Raw genomic sequence first — 16892 nt, forward strand, 5'->3', positions numbered from 1 at the left:
ATTACAACCAGAAAGAGAACATGATGTCCCAGCAACGGCACCAGCGTGCTTGGAGGGTCCAGTGATGTCGGGCACTGTGATGCCGATCGTCCGCGTCGCCATTCTCGCGGAGAGCCGGTTGACGGAAATGGCCTTACCCGCGGGGCTGCCGCTGCGTGAAATCCTGCCAGCGGTACAGCGTTTGGTGATTCCCGCGGCGGACGGCGGCGATATCGGAGAATCCGACTTCGGTGCGGCCGCGCACCTGAGCTTGGCGCCAATCGGTGGAGCGCCGTTCAGCCTGGATGCCAGCCTGGACACCGTCGGAGTCGTCGATGGTGATCTGCTGGCATTGCAGCCGGTGCCCGTGGGTCCGGCCGCGCCGGGAATCGTCGAGGACATCGCCGATGCCGCCATGATTTTCTCGAGCTCTAGGCTCAAGCCCTGGGACACACCCCATATCCAGCGCGGAGCGCTGGCTGCGGTGATCGGTGTGGCGCTCGTGGCGTCCGGCCTGGCGGTTACCTATCGAGCGGTCACCGGCGCGTTGGCGGGGGTGATTACCGTCGGCGCGATCGCGGCCGCGCTGGCGGTGGCCGGTCTGCTGGCCACCACCCGTTCGGCACGAACGGGCACCGCACTGTCGATTGCCGCACTGGCGCCCGTCGCCGCCGCGTTGGCGTTGGCGGTTCCCGGTACGTTCGGAGCTGCGCAGGTGATGCTTGCGGCCGCGGGGGTAACCGCCTGGTCGCTGATCTCGCTGATGGTGCCCAGCGCGGAACGAGAGCGCGTCGTCGCCTTCTTCACCGCGACCGCGGTGGTCGGGGCGGGGATTTTGCTGGCGGCCGGTGCCGAATTGCTTTGGCAATTACCGATACTGAGTCTGGGCTGTGGGCTGATTGTGGCCGCCTTGCTGGTTACCATTCAGGCGGCTCAGTTGTCGGCGCTGTGGGCGCGGTTCCCGTTGCCGGTGATCCCGGCCCCGGGTGATCCCACTCCGTCGGCCCCGTCGCTGCGAGTGCTCGAAGACCTGCCGCGCCGGGTGCGGGTCAGCGACGCCCATCAAAGCGGCTTCGTTGCTGCCGCTGTGCTGCTTAGTGTCTTGGGATCAGTGGCCATCGCGTTGCGCCCCGAGACCTTGAGCGCTGCGGGCTGGTATGTGGTGGCGGCCACGGCGGCCACCGCCACGCTACGGGCCCGGATCTGGGATTCGGCCGCGTGTAAGGCATGGTTGCTTGCTCAGCCCTACCTGGTGACCGGTGTGCTGCTGGGGCTCTACACTGCCACCGGACGCTACGGTGCGGCATTCGGCGTGCTGGCGGTGCTCGTCGTGCTCATGCTGGCCTGGGTGGTGGTAGCGCTGAACCCGCAGATCGCCTCGCCGGACAGCTATTCGTTGCCGCTGCGCCGCCTGCTGGGGTTTGTCGCCGCCGGCCTGGACGCGTCGCTTATCCCCGTCATGGCCTATCTGGTCGGTCTGTTCAGCTGGGTGCTCAATCGATGAACCGTGCCGTAGCGGCCTGCCTCACCGCAGCTCTGACTGCTTTCGGGACGGGCACCAGCTGGTCGGTTCCGTCGGCGCTGGCGATCACCCCACCGGTGGTAGACGATGCCGCAGAACCGCCGAGCGGAGCACCGGGTCCGGTGCAACCGATGGAGCAACGCGGTGCATGCAGCGTTTCCGGACTCATTGCGGGTACCGACACCAACGTGGCGTCGCCCAGCCAGGCGATGCTGAATTTGCCTGCAGCATGGCGCTTTTCCAGAGGCGAGGGCCAGCTGGTAGCAATCATCGACACCGGGGTGCAGCCGGGTCCGCGGTTGCCGAATGTCGATCCCGGCGGTGACTTCGTGGATTCGACGGACGGCCTGACCGATTGCGACGGACACGGCACGCTGGTCGCCGGGGTGGTCGCGGGGCAGCCCGGCGACGACGGCTTCTCCGGAGTTGCGCCCGCGGCGCGGTTGCTGTCCATCAGGGTGACCTCGGCAAAGTTCTCTGCGCGCACGCCGGGTGGTGATCCCATGCTGGCGCGGGCATCTGTGGACGTCGCCGCGCTGGGTCGCGCGGTCGTGCGTGCGGCCGACCTGGGTGCCCGGGTGATCAACATTTCCGCGATAACCTGTCTGCCCGCTGATCGGTCCATCGACCAGACCGCGCTCGGCGCGGCGATCCGGTATGCGGCCGTGCAGAAGGACGCGGTGATCGTGGCTGCGGCCGGGAACAGCGGGGCCACCGGCTCGGTCGCCGGTGGCTCGTGCGAGTCCAATCCGCTAACCGATCTGAGCCACCCGGACGATCCACGAAACTGGGCGGGTGTTACGTCGGTTTCCATCCCGTCCTGGTGGCAGCCCTACGTGCTGTCGGTGGCCTCGCTGACACCCGACGGGCAGCCGTCGAAGTTCACCATGGCCGGGCCCTGGGTCGGCATCGCTGCACCCGGTGAAAACATTGTTTCGGTGAGCAATGCGGACGGAGGCGGGCTGGCCAACGGCCTGCCCGACGATCACCAGCAGCTGGTTCCGCTCAGCGGCACCAGCTACGCCGCCGGCTATGTCTCCGGCGTCGCGGCGCTACTCCGCAGCAAATACCCCGAGCTGTCCGCGACCGAGGTGGTACACCGCATCGTCGCCACCGCCCACAATGGTGCCAGGGACCCGTCCAACGTGGTCGGTGCCGGCAACCTGGATCCGGTGGCCGCACTCACCTGGCAGTTGCCCGGTCCGAAGACAGGGGCCGATCCTGATGCGGCACAAGCGAAACCGGTTGCGGTTCCGCCGAAGCCGGCACCGCAGGACACCACCGGAAGAACTGTCGCATTCGCCGGAGCCGCCGCGCTGACGTTATTGGTCGTGATCACGGCAGCGAGTGTGGCGATAGTGCGCCGACGAAAGGAGCCGGTGTGAGCTCAAATCGATCAATTCCCTGGCCAGGCACAGGAAGAATCACCCTGGCGTTGCTGGCGGTGGTACCGGCGGTGATGGCCTATCCGTGGCACTCCGCCCGCAGCTATTGGCTGATCGGCATCGCCGCCGCGGTGGCGATCCTGTTGTTCGGCTGGTGGCGCGGACTGTACTTCACCACGATCCTGCGGCGCCGCCTGGCGATGATGCGCCGAAAGCCGTCCACCCCCGGCTCGGCTACCGACGTGCGCACCGCGGTGGTACTCAGGGTCGAGCCGTTGGCCTCCGACCGTGACGTGCTTCCGCTGCCGTTGCTGGCCCGGTACCTGCATTGTTATGGCATCCGGGCCGACACGGTCCGAATCACCAGCCGTACCAACGGATCAGGCGAACTTTCAACCTGGATCGGGTTGACCATGTCGGCGGCCGACAACCTGGCCGCGTTGCGGGCACGCTCAGCACGCATCCCGTTGCACGACACCGCTCAGGTGACCGCCCGTCGGCTCGCTGATCACCTGCGCGAAATCGGCTGGGAGGTCACCACGGTCGCTGCCGATGACGTGCCACAGGTGGTTGTCGCCGAATCCCGCGAAACGTGGCGCGCGGTCCGGCAAGGCGATTCGGATTTTGTTGCGGCATACCGCGTTAGCGTGGATGATGCGTTGGCTGAAAGGCTGGATGAGGTCCGGTCGAATCCGGCCCTCGAGACTTGGACGGCGCTGGAGATCGCTGATCCCAGCCGGTCGGGAACCCGCTACACGGTGGCGGCGGCGTGCGCATTTCGGACCGACACACCACCCGATGGGGCGGCACCGCTGAATGGCCTGACGCTGCAACGCGGAAGTCAGTTGCCGGCGCTCATGGCATTGTGGCCATCATCGACGCAGCGACTTGACGGACACACCGATGCGCCGGCAGGTCTGCTCACGCGAGTGGTGTGGCCCAACCCGGCCGCTGGGGCACACCGCGAGCAGCTCACTTCGGCGGCAACGCAGGCAGCTAGTCAAGCATGAGGCCGTTGAGGAACGCGGTCATCCGGCGCAAATAGTCCAGCTGGCTCACGTGCACGACGTGGCTGCCGGGGAACCAGTGCAGAGCGCAACGGTCCCAATGCTCCCAGAGCGTAACGGCGTGATCCGGCGGTGCCATGCGATCACCGAGACCGGTGATGATCATCCGGCGTTGCACGGGCAGCAGCGGTCGGTAGTTCAGGGGGCCGTGGTAGGCCAGCCCGGCGTTCAATTCTTCGCGACTGATCTTCGAAAGCAGCAGGCCCAGCCTGACGAGTTTGCTGGCCGGGAACCACTGGTCGAACAGGTCCGCGGGGGTGACGACGGGACAGTTGGGGATGACGGCTTCGAGCCGGTTTTCGACAGACGCCACCAGCGCGGAGGTGTAGCCGCCCAGCGATATGCCGGTCAGCGCGATGCGTTGCACTCCGGTGTGCTGCAGGTAGTCCAGAATTGACCGAAAGTCGTGTACGGCCTGGGCCATCGACTCGGCGAACCCACTCAACCCGCTGGAGAAGTAGCCGTACCCGCTGAACGGGGAGAATTTCTCGGCTCGTTTGCCGTGAAACGGCAAGGTGTACAACAGGACGTCGTAGCCGGCTCGGTAATACCACGGCAGCGAAAAAAACAACCCGTTAAGCAGGTATGACGACCCCATGAAGCCGTGGATCACGCACAGCGTGGGGCGTGGCCCGTCATGGTGGCGCCAGTGCTGGGCGCGCACGATGTTGTTGGCCGTCAGTGTGCTCCAACGCTTGCGCATACCGGGGTTGATCGCACGGAAACTGCTGGCGAACGCGATGTTGTCGACGGTACCGTGGGCGATCCACTCGGCGAGCGGGCTGGCAGGGCGCGACGAGACGTGCGGCAATTCGGTTGGCGCCGGAAACGACTTCGCCGGATCATGTTCGGCGCCGAGTTCGGCATAAAACATCAGATTGCTACGTTCGCTGCCGGAGTCGACCCGGCAGAGCGCGGTTGCGACGACGGCCGGTGCCACCGTCGTAGAGAGCGCCGATGACACCGCGGTGCGCAGTGCGATATCGCTGACTGCTGATGCGTCCACGACTATGCGTTGCCGCAACGATAGCGCAGAGCTTGGCGGTAGACCCTCGGTACCGGCGTCGCCGCCGGGCACATCGGGAATCGGGACTGGTGGATCGATTGGATCGGCTTTCGACGTCCCCGACACCCCCGAAATCTCAGACATCCCTTTGATGGTATCCCGGCGATATCACCGAGCGGTGAAGGTTTCGACAGTATCGTCAATTTTTCGCCCGTCGGGAAGGCGTTCGGAACGTCATGAGTAATAGGTTTGTCCTATGACACCCGACTTGCGCCGGTGTTGAGGGAGGACCGAAATGTGGGATCCGGACGTCTACCTGGCCTTTGCTGACGATCGGAGCCGTCCGTTCTACGACTTGATGTCGCGGGTGGGCGCCGATCGGCCGCGCCGGGTGGTTGATCTCGGTTGCGGACCGGGCAACCTGACCCGACACCTGTCGCGGCGCTGGCCGAGTGCCACCATCGAGGCATGGGACAGCTCACCCCAGATGGTGGCCGCCGCCCGCGAACGTGGAATTGACGCCACCACCGGTGACTTGCGGAACTGGACTCCCCAGCCCGACACCGACGTTGTGATCAGCAACGCGGCGCTGCACTGGGTACCTGAGCACTCCGACCTGCTGGTCCGGTGGGTCGATGAGTTGCCCGCCGGCTCATGGCTCGCGATTCAGGTTCCGGGTAACTTCGAAACACCCTCGCACGCCGTTGTACGCGCGCTGGCGCGGCGCGAACCGTACGCAAAGCTGATGCGCGATATACCGTTTCGGGTGGGTGCCGTGGTCCACTCACCGGCCCATTACGCCAATCTGTTGATGGATGCCGGATGTAAAGTCGATGCCTGGGAGACCACGTATCTGCACCAGCTCAGCGGAGAGCACCCGGTACTGGAATGGATCACCGGCACCGCGCTCGTCCCGGTGCGCGAGAGGCTGGATGACGAGCATTGGGACCGGTTCCGCCAGGAACTCATCCCGCTGCTGGAAGACGCCTACCCACCCCGCTCCGACGGTACGACGGTCTTCCCGTTCCGGCGGTTGTTCGTCGTCGCGGAGGTCGGTGGGGCCCGCCGCAGCGGTGGGTAGCTTTACTGATTAGCCGGAGCGGCCGTTTCTGCGACTCCGCGGTCAACGGCGCTCGCCGACCTGCTACTGGGGGGCGTCCGGTGGATGTGCAAATACGTTTCGGTATAGCGCTCCGCGATGCGGGTACCGGCGAAGTCGGACGGGATCACGTCGCCGGTTCGCTCACGCCAATCATGCAGTTGCACCGCAAGATCCGTAGCGACTGCGGCCAGTGTCCCGGTTTCGTCGCCGGTCAGCAGATTCGTGCTTTCGGTAGGGTCGGCGCGCAGATCGTATAGCTCTCGTTGGGGGCGCGGCTCCGTGACCAACGGTGCCACCGCCAGCCCGGACGGGCTTTCTTCGATATCCCACGGCAGGTCCAGCAGTGGGCGGGGGACGTAGTTCTCGATGTAGCTGTATTCCTTTGTGCGGACGGCCCGAATCGGGTCGAACGAGTCGTGATAGGTCTTTGTGGTGTACACATGCTCGCGGACCGGTTCGCCGTGCACTTCTGGGGCGATCAGGGCGTGTGCGTGCGATAGGCCTTCGATATCTGCCGGGATGGCGACGCCCAGCAGGTCCAGCAGGGTCGGCATCAGATCTACGCCGCTGAACAGTTCGTCGTACACACGCGGCGCCACCGATCTGCGGGTGGGCGGACGCACGATCATCGCTATGCCGGTTCCGGCTTCGTAGAGCGTGGATTTCGCGCGTGGGAACGCCGGACCATGGTCGGTCACAAACACCACCCAGGTGCTGGCGTCCAATCCGGTTTCGCCGAGCGCGTCCAAGATACGGCCTACGGCCGCATCCGCGCTGGTGATGGCCCCGTAGAAATCGGCCAAGTCCTGACGTACCTCGGGTGTGTCCGGCAGATAGTCGGGTACCTCGACGGCTGCGCTGTCCGCCGGTTCGTACCGTTCGTGCGGGTATGGGCGATGGGTCTCGAAGAACCCGGCGGTAAGTAAAAATGGTTGGCCGCCAAGCGCCGGCCCGCTGCTCCGGAGCCAGTCCTGAACTTTGTCAACCACATAGTCGCAGTAGGAGTTCGAGACATCGAACTCGTCGAAACCCAGTCGAGCGGGGTAGGACGTTTCGTGCTGCATCCCGAAAAGAGCCGAGTACCAACCCTGTTCGCCTAGCACCTGAGGAAGTGTGCGGACCCCGGTGCGGTACTCCCAGCCGTGGTGCGCCAACCCGACCAGGCCATTGCTCTGCGGGTAGCGGCCGGTGAACAAGGATCCGCGTGACGGCGAGCACAGCGGCGCGGTGGCGTGTGCCCTGGTGAGCAGGATGCCCTCGGCGGCAAGCTGGTCCAGTCGCGGACTCGCGACGTCACGGTGACCGTACACGCCGAGGTAGCGCCCCAGGTCGTGCCAGTGCACGATCAGTACGTTGTCTTTACCGTCTGTCATCGTCTTTACCGTCTATCATCGTCCGCTACCTCCAGCATCCTTGCGGCGGCGACGATACCCCGTTGCGCCGATGCTGGCGAAGTTCAATTCCGACCCCATCGGTTCTCGGTGACGAATTCGGGCAGCGGCCGCGCGACCGCCCAACCGTCTAGCTCCAGCGCCGGCCGGTCGGGGAACTCGGGCACCGGTCCCAGGCACAGGATTGCCACCGGTTCGGCGCCGGCGGGCATGTGCAGCAGATCCGCCAATCGCTGGGGATCGAAGAGGGACACCCAGCCCATGCCGAGACCCTCCGAGCGAGCCGCCAACCACAGATTTTGGATGGCGCAGGACACCGATGCCAGATCCATCTGCGGCAGCGTCCGCCGGCCGAAAATGTGCTGGTCGCGGTCATCGCATAGCGCAACCACCATCAGCTCGGCGCACTCGCGGATGCCCTCGACCTTGAGTGCGAGAAACTCTTCCGCGCGTTCGCCGAGGGCTCGGGCGGTCAGCGCGCGCTCCTCGTCGACCAAGGCATGGATTGTCTTTCGGAGCAGCTCGTCGGTGATCCGGATGAAGCGCCACGGCTGCATCAGACCGACGCTGGGCGCGGCGTGCGCGGCGTGCAGGAGGCGTGCCAGCACATCCTCAGGCACTACGCTGCCCGGGATGAAGCGGCGCATGTCACGCCGTTCGGAGATAACGCGATACACCGCCTGTCGCTCGGGTGCGGCATACGCATGATCGTTCACACGCTCATCGTAGGAAATAGAGCGCCCGGTGCAGGTCCCGTCGGCGACCCTGGTAAGCGACCCCAGGGTCACGGGCTGTAGGTGACGCCGACCGCCCGGAAGACGTATTCGGGCGGCACATCGAAGGCCAGTGAACGCAGCGGCAACCGGGCCAGCACGTCGTCGGGGATGTCGGTCTTGAAGTGCAGCGAGAGTTCGCCGTGAAATCTCGGGTCCACGTTGGCAACATTGAGATCCAGCTGTAGACCTGTCGCGGAGATTTCGCCCTTTGCGGCGCCGACCTGCGGCGCGTCCCAGCGCACGTCGATGGCACGACCGGCCAGCTTGGGCAGCGACGAAAGCGTGCCCAGTACCCGCTGGGTGCTGAACGCCAGCGCACCGGGATAGCTGGCGATGCTGTGCGAGGCGCGTACACCCGGGATGGCTCCGGTGAACCGCCTGGTGACCGCCACGTACTCCTCGAGGTAGATGAGGCCTTCGGCGTCGATCTGAGTCCGCAAGTCGGTGGGCAGCTTGCCGATACCGAACAGCCTGCGAATGAACACGGCCATGACGCCAGTATGGGGGTGTTTCGTCGGTGCTGCACCGATGCTGGTATCCGTTGAGCATGACCCGTCCACGGACCAACCTGGCACTGCTGCTGGCCCTGGCGGCCATCGTCGTCTACGTCGTGATGTGGGTGGGGCACCGCCAGGACTGGGGCTGGTTGCACAGCATGGACTGGTGGTCGCTGAACTCTGCCCACGATATTGGGATCAAGCACCCCTTCTGGGTGCATTTCTGGTTTGTGGTGTCGTTCGTGCTGGGCCCGATCCCCACCAGGGTGGTGGGCATGGCGGTCGTGGTGATTGCGGTCGTGCAGCGCAAGATGCGGATGGCGCTGTTGGTGTTGTTCTGTGTGCCACTCAACGCGTTGGTGACGCTGGTCGCGAAGAATCTGGCGGCGCGGCCGCGGCCGGTGACCAGGCTGGTCGACGCGTATTCCACCTCCTTTCCGTCCGGGCATGCACTCGAGTTAACGGCCAGTGCGCTGGCGCTGCTGACGTTCCTGCTGCCGATGATGAGGGCCCAGTGGATGCGCGTCTCGGCCGTCGCGGTGGCTGCCCTAAGTGTGGTGATCGTCGGTGCTTCCCGGGTCGCATTGAATGTTCATCACCCGTCCGACGTGATCGCCGGCTGGGCGTTGGGATACGTGTATTTCTTGTTCTGTCTATGGATATTGCGGCCGGTACCGCTGGGCGTTGACGAACCGGCGCGGGTGGCCAGTCCTGGGTAAGGCCTTATTGTGCTGGGGTTTTCGTTGGTCTCGGCGAGGTGATCCAACCGCGACTAAAGCTTTACTTGACCCTGAGCTTTGAGGCCCCCGACGATGAAACAGTGCACCGCCTGGGAGCTGTACTGATTGCCGGACTATGCGTGGCCGGTGCCGCCGTTGGGCTCGCGCCGCTGACCGCTGCCGCGGGCAACGCGTGGTTTGCGAACTCGGTTGGCAATGCGACGCAGGTGGTTTCGGTGGTGTCCACCGGTGGCTCCAACGCGAAAATGGACATCTATCAGCGCACCGCGGCGGGTTGGCAACCGCTTAAGACCGGCATCCCGACGCATGTCGGTTCAGCGGGCATGGCGGCACAGGCCAAGAGCGGCTACCCGGCCACGCCGATGGGCGTCTATAGCCTCGACTCGGCCTTCGGCACCGCGCCGAATCCCGGTGGGGGACTGCCGTATACGCAGGTGGGGCCCAACCATTGGTGGAGCGGAGACGACCATAGCGCCACCTTCAACAGCATGCAGGTGTGTCAGAAGGCTCAGTGCCCGTTCAACACGTCCGAGAGTGAGAACCTGCAGATCCCACAGTACAAACACTCGGTTGTGATGGGCGTCAACAAGAACAAGGTGCCTGGAGGTGGCTCCGCGTTCTTCTTTCACACCACTGACGGCGGCCCCACCGCGGGTTGCGTGGCCATAGACGATGCCACCCTGGTGCAGATCATCCGCTGGCTGCGGCCGGGGGCGGTGATCGCAATAGCCAAATAACCCGCTCTCAATCGGCCAGCGCGCGACCGGGTTTCACCGTGAAACCGAGATTCGCCAACGACATCGTCGCCTCGTAGGTGCGGTCGTAGCCGGTGGCGCTGATCCGCCAACCGTCCGGCGTACGCCGGTATTGGTCGCGGTAGAACGCCGCACCGATGAGCATGAAGTCGGCTTCGGCGACGATGACCCGGTCCTGCAGATACCAGCTGCCGGTTGCCGTATCACCGGACACCGCGATTTCCGGATGGGTGACCCGATGTTCGGTGATGATGGCCGGCCCCAGCGCTGAGCGCATATAGTCCACCAAATCGGTGCGATTGGTGAAGTGCAGCTCGGCGCCCACCGACGCCCCGTAGTCCCCGACGACATCTTCGGTCAGCGTGTCGGCGAAGTCGTCCCAATGCTTGGTGTCCAGCGCCCGTAGGTACCGGTATTTGACCCGTTTGATCGCAGCTATGTCGGCGGTGACATCGGTAGGGCTCATTACGCCATTGCAGCACATCGGGCCGCGTCGTCGGTACGGCGGAACGGCGGGCCGCTGCCGGGTCGGCCCGGGGCGGCGGTTGGAGTCCGGACTGGCTACCTTTGAGGGATGAGCCAATCCCGGTACGCGGGGTTGTCCCGCGATGAGCTGGCAATCCTGGTACCCGAGTTGTTGCTGATCGGCCAGTTGATCGACCGGTCGGGGATGGCCTGGTGTATTCAGGCGTTCGGCCGCGAGGAGATGCTGCAGATCGCCATCGAAGAGTGGGCGGGCGCCAGTCCGATCTACACCAAGCGCATGCAACAGGCACTCAACTTCGAGGGCGACGACGTGCCCACCATCTTCAAGGGCCTGCAGCTGGACATCGGGGCTCCGCCACAGTTCATGGACTTTCGCTATACCCTCCACGATCGCTGGCACGGCGAATTCCATCTGGACCACTGTGGCGCGCTGCTCGACGTCGAACCGATGGGTGACGAATACGTCTTCGGCATGTGCCACACCATCGAAGACCCGACGTTTGACGCCACCGCCATCGCCACCAACCCGCGTGCTCAGGTGCGTCCCATTCATCGCCCACCCCGCACCCCGGCGGACCGGCATCCACACTGCGCATGGACGGTCATCATCGACGAGTCATATCCCGAGGCACAAGGCATCCCGGCGCTGGACATGGTCCGTAAAACCAAGGCCGCTACTTGGCAATTAGGTGCAATTGATCGCATTGAGAACGGTCTGGCGGACTACTCGGGCCCACTGCTTTCCGACCTGGACTTCACGGCCTTCTCGCACTCTGCGCTGGTGCGGATGGCCGACGAGGTGTGCCTGCAGATGCACCTGCTCAATCTGTCGTTCGGCATCGCGGTGCGTCAGCGTGCCGGTGCAGACGCAGAGCTGGCGCAGTCCGTGGGCACCCGCCAGTTGATCGGCGTGGCCGGATTGGCCGCCGAACGCATTCATCGGGCACTGGCGCTCCCCGGCGGGGCCGCCGGGGTACTGCGGGTATTCGAACTGCATCCGCTGTTTAATCCCGCCGGTTACGTTGCGGCCGAGACGGTTGCAGACCAGCTGCTGGTACACCGCTCGCCGGCGCACGAGGACGGGGCATGGATTTCGCTGTGCACACCCGAGTCGGTGCAGCCATTACAGGCGATTGCCACCGCCATCGATCCGCACGTTCAGGTTCGGGTAACGGGGACCGACACCGACTGGACAGCGCAACTGCTGGCCACCGAAAACCCGGCCGACGAGCTGCCGGAGGTGTTGGTAGCCAAGGTAAGTCATGGGTCTGAGTTCCAGTTCGAGCCGAGACGTTCGCTACCGCTCACGGTGGTCTGAACCGGCGCCGGCTGTCAAGTCGGCGACGATACCTTTTTGGTGACGACACGGCTTCGACCGCATACCAATGAGGTTGGGAACGAGCTACATAGGGTTGGCCCGCCGCTATGGTTAACGCTGGCCATCGACCCAATCGGCGAAAGTATCTGTTCTATGTACGACCCACTGGGGTTGTCGATCGGGACCATGAACTTGGTTGCGGCGTCCACCGGAAAGCCTCCGGTCGTGCGTCGCGCCGTGCTCACCCTGTACCCGCATTGCGCCCCGAAAATTGGTGTGCTCGGTGAGAATCCGAACCTGGCCGAGCCCGGCATGTTGATCAGTGGCTTTGTGGAGCGTATCGGTGACTCGGTTGCGCTGGTGTCCCCCGACGGGTCTGCGCACGATCCGGACCTTCTCATGGTGGAGGCCTTGGATGCAATGGTGGTCGCTGGCGGCGCCGACGCAAGTTCGTCTGATATCGCGATCGCGGTACCGTCGCATTGGAAACCAACGGCCGTGCAGGCGTTGCGAAATGCCTTGCGGACGCACGTCGGCTTTGTGCGTAGTGGTATGGCGCCGCGCCTGGTGCCAGATGCCATCGCCGCTATGACGGCAGCGAATTCGGAGTTGGGCCTGGCCGCTGGCGGCGTCGTCGGCCTGCTCGATTTCGGTAGTAGCGGCTCCTACGTCACGTTGGTGGAGACCACTTCGGATTTCGAGCCGGTAAGCACCACAATGCGTTACGAGGATTTCTCCGGAAATCAGATCGACCAGGCGTTGCTGATGTATGTCATTGAGGAGCTTGGTCACGATGGCCTTGATACGGCCAGTACCGCGGCCGTCGGTCAGCTCGGATTGCTCCGGGAGCACTGCCGCGAAGCCAAAGAACGGTTGTCCACGGAAGCCGTCACCGAACTGGCCGCTGAGCTCTCCGGATCCGGCACGACGATGCAACTGAGTCGCGAGAAGTTCGAAGACCTGATCCAGGATCAGCTGACCGGGTTCATTTACGCGTTCGACGACATGCTTGCTCGCAACAAGGCGAGTTGGGCGGATCTTTCGGCGGTGGTCACCGTGGGTGGTGGTGCCAGCATTCCGCTTGTTACTCAACGTCTTTCATTTCATACCCGGTTACCTGTACTGACCGTGGCCCAGCCCGGCACGGCGGCAGCGACCGGTGCATCGCTGTTGGCCGGCCGCGGCCGGGAGCTCGATTTTAGGAACCGGACAACCATCGGGTTGATGGCGGCGGCAGCCGCCGCCGGGACCAGCGTGGTGGAACTGCCCGCCGGTGACGTGATGGTGATCGACCAGGATGCGGCAACCGATCGCGAGTTGGCCTGGTCGCAAACCGACTTCCCCAGCGAAGGTCTGCCGCGGTTTGACGGCGATTCTTACAACGAAGATGGTCCCTGCTGGTCGATGCGGTTGAACGTGGTCGAGCCGCCAAAGGACCCGCCGTGGCGGCGATTCCGCGTATCGCAGTTGCTTATTGGGATTTCTGCGGTGGTGGCGATGACCGCAATCGGTGGTGTGGCGTTCACCCTGACGGCCATCGAGCGGCGAAACACCCCGGTGGTGCCCAGTGTTGCGCCGCTGCCCGCGCCGTCCAAGTCCATCGCGCCCAGCCCCGTGGTGCCCAGTTCGGTTCGACCGTCCGCCAGCGCGGCTCCGGCGCCCAGTGCTGCCCCCACACCAACCAGTGTGGCGCCGCCGCCATCACCGTCATCACCGCCTGCTCCGGTGACAACCACAAAGGCGCCGGCGGCGACTACCACCACAACTACCCGAGCGCCTAGCAGCACAACACCGACGACCACCACAACCACAACGCCGACGACGACCCAGCCCGCCGCCACCACGACCGAGCCGGTGACCACCACATCGACGGTGAAGATGACCACCGAGTGGCTGCACGTCCCCCTGCTACCGGTGCCGATTCCGATCCAGGTGCCGGCAAGTCAGGCTCCGCAGAATCCCGTCTCGCAGAATCCGGGCCCACAGAACCCTTTTCTCAGCCCGGGCATTCAGTGAGCTGGTGGCAGGGGTAGCAGCCCAATTTGAGCTTGGTCAGAACTGGTCCGCCTGCCGTCGTACGCGAGTAGTCTTCGAGCTGGCAGAACTGCATAAGCGCCAGCTAATTTGCGTGAGAATTTGAGAATTGTCGACGGCGGCCCGCGCGGTGCGCCTGTCCGCCCAGACCCCATGGCTAGCTAGCAAATGGCTTGGAGGGGCTATGGACATCGTGCTTGGGGTATCGATGGAATCCTCGGCTGTCCGTTTAGTGCTGATCGAAGGCGTCAACGCGGACGGTGTCACCGTCGAGGAAGCCACTTTCGAGGTCACTGATGACGGCGCTCCGGCAACATCTGGAGCCCCCGCGCAGGTGATGGCCGCGCTGATCGGAACCCGCGAGGGTGCGGCTGAAACTGGCCACCACCTGACATCGACCGGGGTGACGTGGACCGACCCGTCACGGGTGGCGGCGCTACGAGCCGAGCTTGCCGCGCGCGACGCCGGAAGCGTCATGCTGGTCTCGCCACTGCTGGCTGCGGCCGCGTTGGCGCAGACGGTGGGCTATTCGCTCGACTACGAGTACATCGCAATGTTGTTCGTCGAGGCCCGCAGTTCGACGCTGGCGGTCGTGGACATCGGTGATGGTTCGATCGTTGATCTGCACCGGCAGTCCCTGGACCAGGGTCTGGGCGAGGGGGCAAGCGATGCCCAGCTTGCGGCGATGGTCGCGACCCTCGATGCGCCCGGATCGCGACCGGGCGGGGTGTTCGTCATTGGCTGTGGGGTCGACATTGTGCCGATCAAGCCTGTGCTGGAAGCGGCGACATCGCTGGTGGTGAGCGCTCCGGAGGAGCCGGAAAGCGCGCTGGCCCGCGGCGCGGCGCTGGCATCGGCCAATGCGCCACTATTTGCATCATCAACCTCGGCGCTGGCGTACGCACTGGATCCGGGCACCGGTGAAATGAATGCCCGCGCGCTCGCCGCGAACTACCTCGACGTCTGCGTCGGAGCGGACCGCGGCCAGGGCTCCCTGGCGTACAGCGCCCTAGCCGATGAGGGCGACGACGATGCTCAGGGCAGGCGCAGGCCGTTGGTACTGGCCGGCAGCGCGATGGTGGGGGTCGCGGCTTTCGCGGCCGGATTGCTGGTGGTTTCCCTGACGTCGGACGTCCGGCCGGCGGCCGTCGCGCAGCCCAGCCCGCCCCAGGGCGTGGTCACCCCCGCCGAAGTGCCAGTTCAGCCGCCCACTCAAGTGCCTCAGGTACCGGCCACAACGGCTCCAGTGCAATTGCCGGCGCTGAGTTCGCCACCGCCCGCGGCGCCGGTGGAGGTCGCCAGCCCGGCCACGGTGGTTCAGCCGCCGCCGGTGGTGCAGGCACCACGGCAAACGGTAGCCAAACCACCGCCGCAGAACATGGCGCCGGTGACACAGCCCCGGCGCGCACCCACCCCCCAGGCGCCCGCGCCGACCCCGGTGCAGGCCCCGGCACCTGCGGTTCCACCACCGGTCGCCGAGCCCGCGCCCGCTACGCCGGCGCCCGCGATGCCCACGCAGGCGCCGATGACGATGTACCTGCACCTTCCGTTCGTCTCGATTCCCATTCCGATCAACCCGCCACCGCCGCCACCACCGCCGGAGCCGCCGCCGGCCGGGCCGCCGCCGGAGCCGGCGCCGTAGCGGCGTGGCACATCTGGTCGACTGCGCGCAGACTGGGCATTAGCACGCTTGATTTGCGAGGAGATGGTGTGGGCGACAATGGTGCGTTTGGCTTTGACCCAGACGACTTTGATCGGGTGATCAGGGAGGGCAGCGACGGTCTGCGCGATGCGTTCGAGCGGATCGGCAGGTTCTTCAGCGCCCCGGGCGACCGGTCGGGATGGTCGATAATTTTCGACGACCTGGCGCGTCGCACGCGTCCGGCGCCGGAGACCACCGGCGAGGCCGGCGACGGCGTATGGGCCATCTACACCGTCGATACCGACGGTGGTGCCCGGGTGGAACAGGTTTATGCAACCGAACTCGATGCCCTACGTGCGAACAAGGACAACACCGACCCCAAGCGCAGGGTCCGATTCTTGCCGTACGGCATCGCGGTCAGCGTCCTCGACGATCCGTCCGAAGAGCCGGCGTAGACGGACTTTGCGCTCCCGGTGGCTAGCCCTGGCCGACCTGATTCCCGCTGCCGGACTTGCTGACCTTCGGCGAGCCCGAGTGATACGTGACCTCGTTGTTGAGGCCGGAGGCATCGATGATGTCCGCGGAGTCGACCGTGACGTTGTTGTCGAATCCGGACACGGTGAGGCTTGTGCAGTGGCCGCTGATGACAACCGTGTTGGACACCCCGCTGACGCTGACGATGCTGTCGTTACAGGTAATCGTCTTGTGTTCGTTGACTCCGACCACGCTAAGACTGCTGCCGGCAGGTGGGCTGGGTGTCGCTGGCGCCTCGGCGGTCGGCGTTTGGGTCAGGTTGCCCCGGGGAGGCGGGCTGTGCGGGACGCTGATCGCCGAAGTCGTGGGTGACAGCGTGGCTAACGTGTGGGAGATGTGGCGTGCGGCGTAGAGAGCGACGATGCCCACCACCGCAAGGATGCCCACCACGAAGCAGGCGGCCACAATCCAAAACGCCCTGTTGCCCGTCGACGATCGTGGTGTTGCCCCGGGAAATGGGGGTTGGTACCCATACGATGGCGGCCCTACCGGCGGTGGCGGCGGCACGGTTCCGGAGGGCGGCGGCGGGTAGGGCTGGTAATCAAAGCCACCCGGTGCCGGTGCACTCCCTAGCTCGGAGGCGCGCGCCGCGTCGGCCAGCGGCTGCTCCAGCTGCCGGATCCGGGCTTCGGGGTCGTCCTCTGGGTTCATGCACCGA

Annotated in this window: 16 protein-coding genes; 10 read left to right on the top strand and 6 right to left on the bottom strand. The window is 65.2% G+C overall.

The features are described from left to right. The first annotated feature begins 64 nt into the window (after positions 1-64). From eccD to eccE, 3 genes are read left to right on the top strand one after another with little or no spacing between them, the layout of a single operon-like run. Positions 65-1483 (top strand): type VII secretion integral membrane protein EccD, encoded by a 1419-nt coding sequence (gene eccD, locus MB901379_RS02220; RefSeq protein WP_158015152.1) that lies wholly within the window; start codon positions 65-67, stop codon positions 1481-1483. Continuing rightward, the gene (gene mycP / locus MB901379_RS02225; protein ID WP_158015154.1) at positions 1480-2886 is read left to right on the top strand and encodes a type VII secretion-associated serine protease mycosin; all 1407 of its coding nucleotides are present in this window, start codon (positions 1480-1482) and stop codon (positions 2884-2886) included. The genes eccD and mycP overlap by 4 nt, the downstream gene beginning before the upstream one ends. Further along, positions 2883-3896, top strand: coding sequence for a type VII secretion protein EccE (gene eccE / locus MB901379_RS02230; RefSeq protein ID WP_158015156.1), 1014 nt, complete (start codon positions 2883-2885; stop codon positions 3894-3896). The genes mycP and eccE overlap by 4 nt, the downstream gene beginning before the upstream one ends. On the opposite strand, the gene MB901379_RS02235 is transcribed toward eccE, so the two are convergent. After that, positions 3883-5085 (bottom strand): alpha/beta hydrolase, encoded by a 1203-nt coding sequence (locus tag MB901379_RS02235; protein WP_158018884.1) that lies wholly within the window; start codon positions 5083-5085, stop codon positions 3883-3885. The genes eccE and MB901379_RS02235 overlap by 14 nt on opposite strands. A gap of 169 nt (positions 5086-5254) precedes the next feature. On the opposite strand from MB901379_RS02235, the gene MB901379_RS02240 reads away from it, so the two are divergent. Next, positions 5255-6040 carry a trans-aconitate 2-methyltransferase gene (locus MB901379_RS02240; RefSeq protein WP_158015157.1) on the top strand — a complete coding sequence of 262 codons (786 nt, stop codon included), beginning with the start codon at positions 5255-5257 and terminating at the stop codon, positions 6038-6040. A 2-nt stretch (positions 6041-6042) separates the two neighbouring features. Here MB901379_RS02240 and MB901379_RS02245 read toward each other — a convergent pair whose 3' ends face one another. From MB901379_RS02245 to MB901379_RS02255, 3 genes are all read right to left on the bottom strand, one after another. Then, entirely contained in the window at positions 6043-7434 is a 1392-nt protein-coding gene (locus MB901379_RS02245) for a sulfatase family protein (RefSeq protein WP_158015159.1), read from the bottom strand. A gap of 83 nt (positions 7435-7517) precedes the next feature. After that, a complete protein-coding gene (gene bluB, locus MB901379_RS02250) occupies positions 7518-8168 on the bottom strand; it encodes a 5,6-dimethylbenzimidazole synthase (protein WP_158015161.1) in 651 nt (216 codons plus the stop codon). A 68-nt stretch (positions 8169-8236) separates the two neighbouring features. After that, positions 8237-8719, bottom strand: a complete 483-nt coding sequence (locus MB901379_RS02255; RefSeq protein WP_158015163.1) for a hypothetical protein — start codon at positions 8717-8719, stop codon at positions 8237-8239. A gap of 56 nt (positions 8720-8775) precedes the next feature. Here MB901379_RS02255 and MB901379_RS02260 point away from each other — a divergent pair, with 56 nt between their 5' ends. Beyond that, the gene (locus MB901379_RS02260) at positions 8776-9444 is read left to right on the top strand and encodes a phosphatase PAP2 family protein (protein ID WP_158015165.1); all 669 of its coding nucleotides are present in this window, start codon (positions 8776-8778) and stop codon (positions 9442-9444) included. 101 nt (positions 9445-9545) lie between these two features. Continuing rightward, on the top strand, positions 9546-10202 hold the full coding sequence (locus MB901379_RS02265) for a L,D-transpeptidase family protein (RefSeq protein ID WP_158018885.1): 657 nt from the start codon (positions 9546-9548) through the stop codon (positions 10200-10202). Between the two features lie 7 nt (positions 10203-10209). On the opposite strand, the gene MB901379_RS02270 is transcribed toward MB901379_RS02265, so the two are convergent. Continuing rightward, positions 10210-10704 carry a nuclear transport factor 2 family protein gene (locus MB901379_RS02270; RefSeq protein WP_158015166.1) on the bottom strand — a complete coding sequence of 165 codons (495 nt, stop codon included), beginning with the start codon at positions 10702-10704 and terminating at the stop codon, positions 10210-10212. 90 nt (positions 10705-10794) lie between these two features. On the opposite strand from MB901379_RS02270, the gene MB901379_RS02275 reads away from it, so the two are divergent. From MB901379_RS02275 to MB901379_RS02290, 4 genes are all read left to right on the top strand, one after another. Beyond that, positions 10795-12024 (top strand): hypothetical protein, encoded by a 1230-nt coding sequence (locus MB901379_RS02275; RefSeq protein WP_158015168.1) that lies wholly within the window; start codon positions 10795-10797, stop codon positions 12022-12024. A gap of 153 nt (positions 12025-12177) precedes the next feature. After that, positions 12178-14040 (top strand): Hsp70 family protein, encoded by a 1863-nt coding sequence (locus MB901379_RS02280; protein WP_158015170.1) that lies wholly within the window; start codon positions 12178-12180, stop codon positions 14038-14040. Positions 14041-14242: 202 nt separating this feature from the next. Further along, positions 14243-15700, top strand: a complete 1458-nt coding sequence (locus MB901379_RS02285) for a DUF7159 family protein (RefSeq protein WP_158015172.1) — start codon at positions 14243-14245, stop codon at positions 15698-15700. 68 nt (positions 15701-15768) lie between these two features. Next, on the top strand, positions 15769-16155 hold the full coding sequence (locus MB901379_RS02290) for a hypothetical protein (protein ID WP_158015173.1): 387 nt from the start codon (positions 15769-15771) through the stop codon (positions 16153-16155). A gap of 22 nt (positions 16156-16177) precedes the next feature. On the opposite strand, the gene MB901379_RS02295 is transcribed toward MB901379_RS02290, so the two are convergent. Then, positions 16178-16885 (bottom strand): DUF3060 domain-containing protein, encoded by a 708-nt coding sequence (locus MB901379_RS02295; RefSeq protein ID WP_158015175.1) that lies wholly within the window; start codon positions 16883-16885, stop codon positions 16178-16180. Between the last annotated feature and the right edge of the window lie 7 nt (positions 16886-16892).

Origin of the sequence: Mycobacterium basiliense (assembly GCF_900292015.1) — a bacterium.
Lineage (GTDB): Bacteria > Actinomycetota > Actinomycetes > Mycobacteriales > Mycobacteriaceae > Mycobacterium > Mycobacterium basiliense.